Below are 13,092 nucleotides of genomic sequence, written 5' to 3' on the forward strand. Positions count from 1 at the left end.
GCCCGCCCGGTCGATCGTGAAGCTGAGGGAATCGTGACCCAGAACCCCACCGACACCCGCGTCGCCGCAGTTGTCGTCCTCGCCGCCGGTGGCGGCACCCGGATGAAGTCCTCCACCTCCAAGCTGCTGCACAAGGTGTGCGGTCAGTCCATGCTCAGCTACGCCGTCTCCGCTGCCGAGTCGCTGGACCCCGAGCACCTGGTCGTGGTCGTGGGTCACGCCCGTGAGCAGGTCCTGCAGCACCTGGCCGACATCGCCCCCGAGGTCACCACCGCGGTCCAGGAGGAGCAGAAGGGCACCGGGCATGCGGTCGAGTGTGGTGTGCGCGACCTCGGCGACCTGACCGGTGAGGTCGTGGTGACCTACGGTGACGTCCCCATGCTCACCGGAGAGACGCTGCGAGGCCTCGTGGACGCCCACAGGGCGGCGTCCGCTGCGATCACCGTGCTGACCGCCCAGGTGCCCAACCCGACCGGTTATGGACGCATCATTCGCGAGGGTGACCGGGTCTCGCGCATCGTCGAGCAGAAGGACGCCACCCCCGAGGAGGCGGCCGTCACCGAGATCAACTCCGGCATCTACGTCTTCGACGCAGAGGTGTTGCGCCACGGCCTGGCCAACCTGGACACCGACAACGCCCAGGGCGAGCTGTACCTCACCGATGTCATCACGGTCGCCAACCGCGAGGGCAAGCTGGTCGGCGCCCACGTCATCGAGGACCTGTGGCAGACCGAGGGCGTCAACGACCGCGTCCAGCTGGCCCGGATGAATGCCGAGATGAACCGACGCGTCGTCGAGAAGTGGATGCGCGCCGGCGTCACCGTGCAGGACCCGGCCAGTACCTGGATCGAACAGGGCTGCGACCTGGCCCGCGACGTCACCATCCTCCCCAACACCCAACTGCAGGGCGCCACCTCGATCGCGACCGGTGCCACCATCGGCCCGGACACCACCCTGCGTGACGTCGAGGTGGGGGAGGGCGCCACCATCATCCGCACCCACGGCGAGCTGGCCGTCGTCGGCGCGAGCGCCACCGTCGGCCCCTGGGCGCAGCTTCGCCCCGGTGCCCAGGTGAACTCCGGTGCCCAGGCCACCGGCTTCATTGCCGTGCGCAATGCCACCGTCGGATCCGGCGCCACCATCGCCCCGCTGAGCTACATCGGCGCCGATGTCGAGGATGGTTCGGCCCTCCAGCCGGGCGCCATCCTCATCGACAACCAGACCATCCATGTGAACGCCCAGCAGCCGGGCCAGGAAGCGGAGGACAACCAGTGAGCAGCAGCGGCGTGAAGCGTCCCAACGACAAGGAGATCAAGCTCTTCTCGGGCCGGGCCTACCCCGAGCTCGCCCAGGAGATCTCCGAGCTGATGGGCGTCCCGCTGGTGCCGACCCGCGCGCTGGCCTACGCCAACTCCGAGATCTACGTCCGCTTCGAGGAATCGGTGCGCGGCTCGGACGCCTTCGTCATCCAATCCCACGCCGCTCCTGTCAACGAGTGGATCATGGAGCAGTTGATCATGGTGGACGCCCTCAAGCGGGCCTCGGCCAAGCGCATCACGGTGGTCGCCCCCTTCTATCCCTACGCCCGCCAGGATAAGAAGCACCTCGGGCGCGAACCCATCTCCGCCCGCCTGCTCGCCGACATGTTCAGGGCCGCCGGCGCCCACCGCATCATGTCGGTGGACCTGCACGCCGCCCAGATCATGGGCTTCTTCGATGGACCGGTCGACCACCTGTGGGCGCTGCCGGTACTGGCCGAGTACGTGATGGACAAGTACGCCGATGATGACATCGTCGTCGTCTCCCCAGACGCCGGCCGTGTTCGTCTGGCCGACATGTGGACCGACCGGCTGCACGCCTCGCTGGCGATCATTCACAAGCGCCGTGACCCGAACAAGGCCAACACCGTGGCTGTGCATGAGGTGGTCGGCGACGTGGAGGGCAAGACCTGCCTTTTGGTCGACGACATGATCGACACCGCCGGCACCATCTGCCAGGCTGCCGAAGCGCTCATGGAGCGCGGTGCCAAGAAGGTGATTGCCGCCGCGACGCACCCGGTGCTGTCGGGCCCGGCCGCGGACCGGCTCAATGCGTCCCCCTTCGAGGAGGTCATCGTCACCAACACCCTGCCCGTGGAGGTGAAGATCGACAACCTCACCGTGCTCTCGATCGCCCCGCTGATCGCCAAGGCGATCCACGAGGTCTTCGAGGACGGCTCGGTGACCAGCCTGTTCGACGGCAACGCCTGAGGGAGGGGCGGACCACGCGCAGCTTGTGACCCTGGCCGTGGGCGGCTAGACTCACTGGGCTGCTTGGCGAGGGACGCTGGCGTCCGTGATCGACTGGCCCGAACAGGTTCATCCTGATCGCCCTCCCTCGTGAGCCCACTTGCACCACACAGCCCGAGGTTGAGGAGAAAACATGGCTGAGATCAAGCTGTCCGCCGAGGTTCGCACCGAGTTCGGCAAGGGCGCTGCCCGACGCCTGCGCCGCGACGCCAAGGTTCCTGCCGTCCTGTACGGCCACGGCACCGAGCCGATTCACCTGGCCCTGCCCGGCCACGAGACCCTGCTGGCCCTGCGTGCGGCCAACGCCCTGCTCGAGCTGGACATCCCTGGCGAGAAGGCACAGCTGGCCCTGCCCAAGCAGGTGCAGCGCGACCCGATCAAGGGCTTCATCGAGCACGTCGACCTGCTGATCGTCAAGCGCGGCGAAAAGGTCATCGTCGAGGTTCCGCTGGTGACCACCGGCGAGGCTGCCGCCGAGACCGTCGTCATGGTCGAGTCCTCCAGCGTGTCGGTGGAGGCTTCTGCCACCAACATCCCCACCGAGATCGAGGTCTCCATCGAGGGCCTGGAGGCCGGCACCCAGATCCTGCTGGGCGACCTGCAGCTGCCCGAGGGTGTCACCGTCGCCGGCGACCCCGAGGCCCTGGTCGTCAACATCACCCAGGCCATCTCCCAGGAGGCGCTGGACGCCGAGCTGGCCGAGGCAGAGGCTGAGCTGGGCATCGAGCCCACCGAGGACGAGGCAGCTGCTGAGCAGGCTCCCGCCGAGGGCGCCGAGGATGAGGCAAAGGCCGAGGAGTCCTGAGCTTGACCGCTCCCTGGCTTGTGGTGGGGCTCGGGAACCCGGGCCCCACCTACTCCGGCACCCGGCACAATGCTGGCTTCATCGTCGTGGACGAGGCGGCCGGCCGTGGCCGGGTGTCTTTCTCGTCCCCCCGTGGGATGCAGGCAGAAGTCGCCGAGAGCAGGCTCGGGGCGTCCGGTTTCGGGGCAGTGGGGGACGCCATCAAGGTCGTGCTGGCGAAGCCGAAGACCTTCATGAACGATTCGGGTCGTGCCGTGAGGGCCCTGTGTGCCTTCCACAAGATCCCTGTGGGGCAGGTCGTGGTCGTGCACGACGAGCTCGACATCGACTTCGGCCAGCTTCGCCTCAAGTTCGGGGGAGGGGACAACGGCCACAACGGCCTGAAGTCCATCCGCGCGCATCTGGGCAGCGGCGAGTTCTTCCGAGTTCGCTACGGCATCGGACGTCCGCCCGGTCGTCAACCCACCTCTGACTACGTGCTCAAGCCCTTCCCCGCGGGGCTTCGCGAGGACGTGCTGGTCGAGGCGTCCCGGGCCTGCGATGCGATCGAGGTCCTCATCACCGAGGGGCTGCAGGCGGCACAGAACCGCTTCAACAGCTGACTGCCCGGCGTCCACGGTGGGCGATTTGGTTGGTTGGTTCCCGTCGCGTACAGTTCGTCAGGTACCGAAGACCGCCGGTGAAGATTTCCGAAGGGCCGGGTCGGTGGAAACACCGCTCGACCGCCTGCGCAGGTGACACGAGGAAGACTTGAGCACGCTCACGTGCTGATGGATGCCCCGCGCCACATGCGCCGGGGCTTTTTTCATGCCGGTCTTGGGAACACCATCCAAGAAGTGGGAAGGAGACCCAATGGCGAGGCCTGACAAGGTAGCTGCGGTCGAGGAGCTGAAGGAGAAGTTCACCAGCTCCAATGCCGTCGTGCTGACCGAGTACCGCGGACTCACCGTGGCGTCGCTGAAGGACCTTCGTCGGTCCCTCGGCGAGGACGCCACCTACGCCGTTGCGAAGAACACTCTGACCCTGATCGCCGCCAAGGATGCGGGCATCGAGGGGCTGGACGACCAGCTCACCGGCCCCACCGCGCTCACCTTCATCTCCGGTGACGTGGCCACGGTTGCCAAGGGCCTGCGTGATTTCGCAAAGGCCAACCCGCTTCTGGTCATCAAGGGCGGTGTCATGGACGGTCGTGTCCTGGACGCCGACGAGGTCAAGAAGCTGGCCAACCTCGAGTCGCGCGAGACCCTTCTCGCCAAGCTCGCCGGTGGCATGCAGGCCAACCTGCAGAAGGCTGTCTTCCTGCTCGCAGCTCCGCTCTCCCAGGCCGCTCGCGCCCTGGGCGCCCTGGAGACTGCCGCCCAGGCAGACCCCTCGGTCATCGGAGGCGCCGGTCAGGCTGCCCCCGCTGACGCTCCCGCTGATGCCCAGGAGCCTGGCAGCGACGCTGCCGACACCGCCGCAGCCGCGGCACCCAGTGAAGATGCCGCTGGCGCGGCTGAAACCGAGTAAGGAAGGACGCCAATCATGGCCAAGCTCACCAACGAAGAGCTGCTCGACGCTTTCAAGGAAATGACCCTCATCGAACTCTCCGAGTTCGTCAAGCAGTTCGAGGACACCTTCGGTGTCACCGCTGCCGCCCCCGTGGCCGTCGCTGCCGCTGGTGCTCCTGCTGCCGGCGGTGCCGGTGGCGACGACGCCGGTGCTGAGGAGGCCTCCGACGAGGTCGACGTGATCCTCGAGTCCGCTGGCGACAAGAAGATCCAGGTCATCAAGGAGGTGCGCGCCCTCACCAGCCTGGGCCTGAAGGAGGCCAAGGACCTGGTCGAGGCCGCTCCCAAGCCGATCCTGGAGAAGGTCAAGAAGGACGCCGCCGACAAGGCCAAGGAGCAGCTCGAGGCTGCTGGCGCCACCGTCTCGTTCAAGTGATCCCTGCTTGAACTGACGGGTCGACAGACCTGACACCTCAGTGGGCGGTTCCCTTCGGGGAGCCGCCCACGTGTCATGTCCCGGCGTCCGGACGTGTGACCCCGCGACGCCGCCGGCCAACACGCACTCTCCACCCCGGCAGAACCGGCGTGGCGAGTTGCCGAGGCGCCCGCACGGGGCGAAAATAGTAGGCCGCCGGACTTGCACCGTGGCAGGCCTTGGCGTAGTGTGATCTCTTGCCCCATTGCTGGATCGTCCCGTGTCTTGACACGGGCCCTTCGGCATGCACGCATCCCGTGCAGATCTCGCGTTTTGTAGTTCTCGGAAGGAACGCATCTTGGCCGCCTCGCGCACTGCGTCGAAGAACACCAACGTCATCTCTGAGAGCGGACGAATCTCCTTTGCCAAGATCGCCGAACCCATCCAGGTTCCCGATCTTCTTGAGGTCCAGACCGCCTCGTTCGACTGGCTCATTGGAAACGATGTCTGGAAGGCGAGGGTCGAGGAGGCCCTGGCCGAAGGACGCACCGATATCAACCCGAAGTCCGGGCTGGAGGAGATCTTCGAGGAGATCTCCCCGATCACCGACCTCGCCGACACCATGTCGCTGACCCTGCGCGACCACCGGTTCGAGGAGCCCAAGCACACCATCGAGGAGTGCAAGGACCGAGACGTCACCTACGCCGCTCCGCTGTTCGTCACCGCTGAGTTCATGAGCGACATCGACGGCGTCATCAAGTCCCAGACCGTGTTCATCGGCGATTTCCCGCTGATGACCCCCGAGGGCACCTTCATCATCAACGGCACCGAGCGTGTCGTTGTGTCCCAGCTGGTCCGTTCGCCCGGCGTCTACTTCGAGCAGACCCCCGACAAGACCTCCGACAAGGACCTGTTCACCGCCAAGATCATCCCCTCCCGCGGCGCCTGGCTGGAGTTCGAGGTGGACAAGCGCGACCTCGTCGGCGTCCGCCTCGACCGCAAGCGCAAGCAGAACGTGACCGTCCTGCTGCAGGCCCTGGGCTGGAGCCGTGACCGCATCACCGAGGAGTTCGGCCAGTACGAGTCGATGCGCCAGACCCTCGAGAAGGACAACATCAAGTCCCAGGACGAGGCCCTGCTCGACATCTACCGCAAGCTGCGCCCGGGTGAGCCCCCGGCACGTGACGCCGCCCAGATCCTGCTGGACAACTACTACTTCAACCCCAAGCGCTACGACATGGCCAAGGTCGGACGCTACAAGGTGAACAAGAAGCTCGGTCTTGACCTGCCCTTCGACCAGCAGGTGCTGACCGAGGAGGACATCGTCGCCACCATCCACTACGTGTGCGCGCTGCACGAGGGCAAGGAGACCCTCGAGAACGGTGCCATCGTGGAGGCCGACGACATCGACCACTTCGGCAACCGTCGCCTGCGCACCGTGGGTGAGCTGATCCAGAACCAGCTGCGCACCGGCCTGGGACGCATGGAGCGTGTGGTCCGCGACCGCATGACCACCCAGGACATCGAGGCGATCGCCCCGCAGACCCTGATCAACATCCGTCCGGTGACCGCTGCGCTGAAGGAGTTCTTCGGCACCTCGCAGCTGTCGCAGTTCATGGATCAGAACAACCCGCTGGCCGGCCTGACCCACAAGCGTCGTCTCTCGGCGCTGGGCCCCGGCGGTCTGTCCCGTGACCGCGCCGGTATGGAGGTCCGTGACGTCCACCCGTCGCACTACGGCCGCATGTGCCCCATCGAGACCCCTGAAGGCCCCAACATCGGCCTGATCGGTTCGCTGGCCTCCTTCGCCCGCGTGAACGCCTTCGGCTTCATCGAGACCCCCTACCGCAAGGTTGTGGGTGGCCGCGTCACCGACCAGATCGACTACCTCACCGCCGACGAGGAGGACCGCTACGTCATCGCGCAGGCGAATGCCGCCGTTGACGAGGAGGGCAACCTGGTCGAAGAGCGCGTCCTGGTGCGCATCAAGCACGGTGACGTCGATTCGGTGCTCCCTGACGAGGTCGAGTACATGGACGTGTCCCCGCGCCAGATGGTGTCGGTGGCCACCGCCCTGATTCCCTTCCTCGAGCACGACGACGCCTCGCGAGCACTCATGGGTGCCAACATGCAGCGCCAGGCCGTTCCGCTGCTGCGCAGCGAGGCCCCGCTGGTCGGCACCGGCATGGAGTACCGCGCCGCGACCGACGTCGGCGACGTCACCCTGGCCGCCAAGGCCGGCGAGGTCGTCTCCGTCTCGGCCGACCTGATCGAGGTCAGCAACGACGATGGCACCACCACCGTGTACAAGCTGCGCAAGTTCGAGCGCTCGAATGCGGGCACGTGCACCAACCAGCGCCCGCTGGTGGAGCCGGGACAGCGCGTCGAGGTCCGCACCCCGCTGGCCGACGGTCCCTGCACCGACGGCGGCGAGATGGCCCTCGGCCGCAACCTCCTGGTCGCCTTCATGCCCTGGGAGGGCCACAACTACGAGGACGCGATCATCCTCTCCCAGCGTCTCGTGCAGGACGACGTGCTCACCTCGATCCACATCGAGGAGCACGAGGTCGACGCTCGTGACACCAAGCTGGGGCCGGAGGAGATCACCCGCGACATCCCCAATGTGAACGAGGACATGCTCGCCGACCTGGATGAGCGTGGCATCGTGCGCATCGGTGCCGAGGTTGGCGCTGGCGACATCCTCGTCGGCAAGGTCACCCCCAAGGGCGAGACCGAGCTGACCCCCGAGGAGCGCCTGCTGCGTGCCATCTTCGGTGAGAAGGCCCGCGAGGTCCGCGACACCTCGATGAAGGTGCCCCACGGCGAGACCGGCACCGTCATCGGCGTCCGCGTCTTCGACCGCGAGGAGGGCGACGAGCTGGCCCCCGGCGTCAACCAGATGGTCCGCGTGTACGTGGCTCAGAAGCGCAAGATCTCCGACGGTGACAAGCTCGCCGGCCGTCACGGCAACAAGGGCGTCATCTCCAAGATCCTGCCGGTGGAGGACATGCCCTTCCTGGAGGACGGCACCCCGGTCGACATCGTGCTGAACCCGCTCGGTGTTCCCTCGCGCATGAACGTGGGCCAGGTACTGGAGAACCACCTTGGCTGGATCGCCAAGACCGGCTGGGATGTCGATGGCGTCCAGGAGGCCTGGGCCGAGCGCCTGCGCGACGTCGGTCTCGGCCATGTGGACGCCGACTCGCGTTTGGCGACCCCGGTCTTCGACGGCGCGGAGGAGGAGGAGATCACCGGTCTGCTCGCCAACACCCTGCCGACCCGCGATGGGGACCGCCTCATCGACAGGGACGGCAAGGCACGGCTGTTCGACGGTCGCTCCGGCGAGCCGTACCCCGAGCGCATCGGCGTGGGCTACATGTACATGCTGAAGCTGCACCACCTGGTCGACGACAAGATCCACGCCCGTTCGACCGGTCCGTACTCGATGATCACCCAGCAGCCGCTCGGTGGCAAGGCGCAGTTCGGTGGCCAGCGCTTCGGTGAGATGGAGGTGTGGGCACTGGAGGCCTACGGCGCCGCCTGGGCCCTGCAGGAGCTGCTCACCATCAAGTCCGATGACGTCCCCGGGCGCGTCAAGGTCTACGAGGCGATCGTCAAGGGCGAGAACATCCCTGAGCCGGGCATCCCGGAGTCGTTCAAGGTTCTGGTCAAGGAGATGAAGTCGCTGTGCCTGAACGTGGAGGTCCTCTCCAGTGACGGCACCGTGGTCGAGCTTCGTGACTCCGAGGACGACTTCCGCTCGGCCGAGGACTTCGGCATCGACCTGTCCCGCCGTCCTGGCAGCGACTCGTTCGCTGTCGTCGACGAAGTCTGAGTTCTTCTCGGACGCCTGCGGCGAATTGCTGGAAACAGTTCGCTGCGGGCGTCCGGACCCAGACCCCGAAACCCAGACGATCGTCACCCGGGGAGAGGCTGAGACCCTCCCCACCACCACCTGCACCACAGGGGAAAGAGAAGCAACGTGCTGGACGTGAACTTCTACGATGAACTCCGCATCGGCCTGGCGACGGCCGAGCAAATCCGTGAGTGGAGCCACGGCGAGGTCAAGAAGCCCGAGACCATCAACTACCGCACCCTGAAGCCCGAGCGCGACGGCCTCTTCTGCGAGAAGATCTTCGGCCCCACCCGCGACTGGGAGTGCGCCTGCGGCAAGTACAAGCGCGTCCGCTTCAAGGGCATCATCTGTGAGCGCTGTGGCGTGGAGGTCACCCGCTCCAATGTCCGTCGTGACCGCATGGGCCACATCGAGCTCGCCGCCCCGGTGACCCACATCTGGTACTTCAAGGGCGTCCCCAGCCGTCTGGGCTACCTGCTCGACATCGCCCCGAAGGACCTGGAGAAGGTCATCTACTTCGCGGCCTACATGATCACCCACGTTGACGTGGACGCCCGCCACCGCGACCTGTCCTCCCTGGAGGCGAAGGTCCTCACCGAGAAGGGACACCTGGAGAAGCGTCGCGATTCCGACGTGAACGCGCGCATGGCCAAGCTCGAAGAGGACCTGGCCCAGCTCGAGGAGGAGGGCGCCAAGGCCGACATCAAGCGCAAGGTGCGAGACGGTGCCGAGAAGGAAACCAAGCAGATCCGTGACCGCGCCCAGCGCGAGCTGGATCGCCTGGACGCCGTCTGGAGCCGCTTCAAGAGCCTCAAGGTCCAGGACTTCGAGGGCGACGAGGTGCTCTACCGCGAGATGAAGGCTCGCTTCGGCAAGTACTTCGAGGGCTACATGGGCGCCGAGGCGATCCAGAAGCGCCTCGCGAGCTTCGACCTGGAGGCCGAGGCAGAGAACCTCAAGAACACCATCCAGACCGGCAAGGGCCAGCGCAAGACCCGAGCCCTCAAGCGCTTGAAGGTGGTGTCGGCCTTCCTCGATGGCCGCAATTCGCCCATGGGCATGGTCCTGGACGCCGTCCCGGTCATCCCGCCGGACCTTCGCCCGATGGTGCAGCTGGACGGTGGTCGTTTCGCGACCTCCGACCTCAACGATCTGTACCGCCGCGTGATCAACCGCAACAACCGCCTCAAGCGCCTGCTCGACCTCGGTGCGCCCGAGATCATCGTGAACAACGAGAAGCGCATGCTGCAGGAGGCCGTGGACTCACTGTTCGACAACGGCCGTCGGGGACGTCCGGTGACCGGACCGGGCAATCGCCCGCTGAAGTCCATCTCGGACATGCTGAAGGGCAAGCAGGGCCGCTTCCGCCAGAACCTGCTGGGCAAGCGCGTCGACTACTCGGGCCGCTCGGTCATCGTGGTCGGCCCGCAGCTGAAACTGCACCAGTGCGGCCTGCCCAAGGCGATGGCCCTGGAGCTGTTCAAGCCGTTCGTGATGAAGCGTCTGGACGACCTGAACCACGCCCAGAACATCAAGTCGGCCAAGCGCATGGTCGAGCGCCAGTACCCGGTCGTGTGGGACGTCCTCGAAGAGGTCATCTCCGAGCACCCCGTGCTGCTGAACCGTGCACCCACCCTGCACCGCCTCGGCATCCAGGCCTTCGAGCCGCAGCTGATCGAGGGCAAGGCCATCCAGCTCCACCCGCTGGTCTGCGCCGCCTTCAACGCTGACTTCGACGGCGACCAGATGGCCGTTCACCTGCCGCTGTCCGCCGAGGCCCAGGCCGAGGCACGCATCCTGATGCTGTCGACGAACAACATCCTCAAGCCGGCTGATGGGCGTCCTGTTGCCCTGCCGAGCCACGAGATGATCATCGGCATGTACTACCTGACCCAGAAGCTCGACGGGCTGAAGGGTGAGGGTCGCGTGTTCAGCTCGGTGGCCGAGGCGATCATGGCCCACGACGCCGGCGAGATCGACATGCGCGCCAAGGTCACCATCAAGGTCAAGGACTTCACCCCCGGCCCCGGTACCGAGGAGCGCGTCCGCCCCGACGGCACCGCAGTGCTCGAGACCACCCTGGGACAGGTGCTGTTCAATGAGGCGCTGCCGACTCACTACCCGTGGGTCAACCTGCACGTCGGCAAGAAGCAGATCGGCGCGATCGTCAACACCCTGGCCGACCAGTACCCGATGTCGGTGGTCACCGAGACCCTCGACAAGCTCAAGGACCTCGGCTTCCGCTGGGGTACGCGCTCGGGTGTGACGGTCTCGATCGGTGACGTCCAGACCCCGGCCTCCAAGCCGGAGATCCTGGCCGGCTACGACGCCAAGGCCTCCAAGATCGACAAGCTCTACGAGCGCGGTGCCGTGACCGAGGACGAGCGTCGTCAGGAGCTCATCCAGATCTGGACCGACGCGACTGCCGAGCTGACCCAGGCGATGGAGAAGAACTTCACCGCCACCAACCCGATATTCATGATGGTGAACTCCGGCGCTCGAGGGAACATGACCCAGATGCGCCAGATCGCCGCCATGCGAGGTCTGGTGGCCAACCCGAAGGGCGAGATCATCGCCCGCCCGATCAAGTCCAACTTCCGTGAGGGCCTGTCGGTGCTGGAGTACTTCATCTCCACCCACGGTGGTCGTAAGGGTCAGGCCGACACCGCCCTGCGCACCGCCGACTCGGGTTACCTGACCCGCCGTCTGGTCGATGTCTCCCAGGACGTGATTATCCGCGAGGAGGACTGTGGTACCGAGCGCGGCCTGAACAAGCCGATCGCCGAGGCCGACGAATCCGGTGCGCTGGTGATCCACCCGAACGTGGAGACTGCGATCTACGCCCGCACCCTGGCCACCGATGTGGTCGACGACAAGGGCAATGTGGTCGTGGCTGCCGGCACCGACATGGGTGACGAGCACATCAAGCAGCTCATCGAGGCCGGCATCACCCAGGTCAAGGTCCGTTCGGTCCTGACCTGTGACGCCGCTGCCGGTACCTGCGCCATGTGCTACGGACGCTCGCTCGCCTCGGGCAAGCTGGTGGACGTCGGCGAGGCCGTCGGTATCGTCGCCGCCCAGTCGATTGGTGAGCCAGGAACCCAGCTGACGATGCGTACCTTCCACACCGGTGGTGTGGCCGGTGACGACATCACCCAGGGTCTTCCCCGTGTCATCGAGCTCTTCGAGGCCCGCACCCCCAAGGGCAAGGCTCCGATCGCCGATGCCGAGGGCATCCTGGAGATCAGCGAGGAGAGCGGTCGTCGCACTCTGACCCTGAAGCGTTCTGACGGTGGTGAGGACATCGCCTACCCGATGCCGCGTCGCGCCCGCCTCGAGTTCGAGGATGTCCATGGCAACCACGTGGTCATCTCCGACGGCATGCGCGTCCAGGCCGGTCAGCAGCTGGCCGCCGGTACCCTCGACCCGCAGGACGTCCTGCGCGTCCAGGGCCTGCGCAAGGTCCAGGAGCTGCTGGTGGACGAGGTCCAGAAGGTGTACGCCACCCAGGGTGCGCCGATCCACGACAAGCACCTGGAGATCATCATTCGCCAGATGCTGCGCCGGATCACCGTCATCGAGTCCGGTGACACCCAGATGATGCCCGGCGAGCTCGTCGATCGCCAGACCTACGAGTCGCAGAACCGCAAGGCCGTGGCCGAGGGTGGGCGTCCCGCTGAGGGCCGCCCGGTGCTCATGGGCATCACCAAGGCCTCGCTGGCAACCGAGTCCTGGCTGTCGGCGGCCTCCTTCCAGGAGACCACCAAGGTCCTGACCGACGCTGCCATCCACGGCAAGTCGGACTCCCTGGTGGGCCTGAAGGAGAACGTGATCCTGGGCAAGCTGATCCCGGCCGGCACTGGTCTGGACCGTTACCGCAACATCCGTGTCGAGCCGACCGCGGATGCCAAGGCGAGTGCGTACTCGATGAACTACGACCCGTTCGACTACGACTTCGGGATGGGTTCGGGCGCCGCGGTTCCGCTGGACGAGATGGACTTCGGCGACATGCGCTGAACGTTCTGATGTGATGACTGGCCGTCCCCTCGGGGGGCGGCCAGTTGTCGTTGGTGGGGCGCTGGGGGTGGTCGCCGCGGAACTCTTCGCCCGAGTGCGAAAGTTTCCGGCTGGTCTGTGCATGTGACCGGACTCTTCTGCCATCGGGCGAAAGTTTCCGGTCGGTTTGTCCCGGAACCCGGACTCTTCCGCCCCCGTGCGGAAGTTTCCGGTGCCTTGGC

The 13,092-nt window shown here is 66.2% G+C and carries 8 protein-coding genes; all 8 read left to right on the forward strand.

Annotated features, from left to right (window positions below; translation table 11 throughout):
• Window positions 1-33: 33 nt before the first annotated feature.
• The 8 genes from glmU (at window position 34) to M3G03_RS11255 (ending at window position 12,871) form a co-directional block, all read left to right on the forward strand.
• A complete protein-coding gene (glmU, locus tag M3G03_RS11220) occupies window positions 34-1,275 on the forward strand; it encodes a bifunctional UDP-N-acetylglucosamine diphosphorylase/glucosamine-1-phosphate N-acetyltransferase GlmU (RefSeq protein WP_259809943.1) in 1,242 nt (413 codons plus the stop codon).
• Window positions 1,272-2,249 (forward strand): ribose-phosphate diphosphokinase, encoded by a 978-nt coding sequence (locus tag M3G03_RS11225; protein WP_259809945.1) that lies wholly within the window; start codon window positions 1,272-1,274, stop codon window positions 2,247-2,249. The genes glmU and M3G03_RS11225 overlap by 4 nt, the downstream gene beginning before the upstream one ends.
• A gap of 172 nt (window positions 2,250-2,421) precedes the next feature.
• Window positions 2,422-3,093, forward strand: coding sequence for a 50S ribosomal protein L25/general stress protein Ctc (locus M3G03_RS11230; protein ID WP_259809949.1), 672 nt, complete (start codon window positions 2,422-2,424; stop codon window positions 3,091-3,093).
• Window positions 3,094-3,095: 2 nt separating this feature from the next.
• The gene (gene pth, locus M3G03_RS11235; RefSeq protein WP_259809951.1) at window positions 3,096-3,695 is read left to right on the forward strand and encodes an aminoacyl-tRNA hydrolase; all 600 of its coding nucleotides are present in this window, start codon (window positions 3,096-3,098) and stop codon (window positions 3,693-3,695) included.
• Between the two features lie 250 nt (window positions 3,696-3,945).
• Complete coding sequence (rplJ, locus tag M3G03_RS11240) at window positions 3,946-4,602, forward strand: 50S ribosomal protein L10 (RefSeq protein WP_259809954.1); 657 nt, start codon at window positions 3,946-3,948, stop codon at window positions 4,600-4,602.
• A gap of 15 nt (window positions 4,603-4,617) precedes the next feature.
• Window positions 4,618-5,019 (forward strand): 50S ribosomal protein L7/L12, encoded by a 402-nt coding sequence (gene rplL / locus M3G03_RS11245; protein WP_259809957.1) that lies wholly within the window; start codon window positions 4,618-4,620, stop codon window positions 5,017-5,019.
• 337 nt (window positions 5,020-5,356) lie between these two features.
• The gene (gene rpoB / locus M3G03_RS11250) at window positions 5,357-8,833 is read left to right on the forward strand and encodes a DNA-directed RNA polymerase subunit beta (protein ID WP_259809959.1); all 3,477 of its coding nucleotides are present in this window, start codon (window positions 5,357-5,359) and stop codon (window positions 8,831-8,833) included.
• A 147-nt stretch (window positions 8,834-8,980) separates the two neighbouring features.
• Entirely contained in the window at window positions 8,981-12,871 is a 3,891-nt protein-coding gene (locus tag M3G03_RS11255) for a DNA-directed RNA polymerase subunit beta' (protein WP_259809961.1), read from the forward strand.
• Window positions 12,872-13,092 lie beyond the last annotated feature (221 nt).

This window comes from Aestuariimicrobium sp. p3-SID1156, from assembly GCF_025144225.1.
Classification (GTDB): Bacteria; Actinomycetota; Actinomycetes; order Propionibacteriales; family Propionibacteriaceae; genus Aestuariimicrobium.

Excerpts from the sequence above, each read along its gene's own strand:
- M3G03_RS11230 (WP_259809949.1), top strand. The coding sequence starts at position 2,422 with ATGGCTGAGATCAAGCTGTCCGCCGAGGTTCGCACCGAGTTCGGCAAG.
- rplJ (WP_259809954.1), top strand. The coding sequence starts at position 3,946 with ATGGCGAGGCCTGACAAGGTAGCTGCGGTCGAGGAGCTGAAGGAGAAG.
- rplL (WP_259809957.1), top strand. The coding sequence starts at position 4,618 with ATGGCCAAGCTCACCAACGAAGAGCTGCTCGACGCTTTCAAGGAAATG.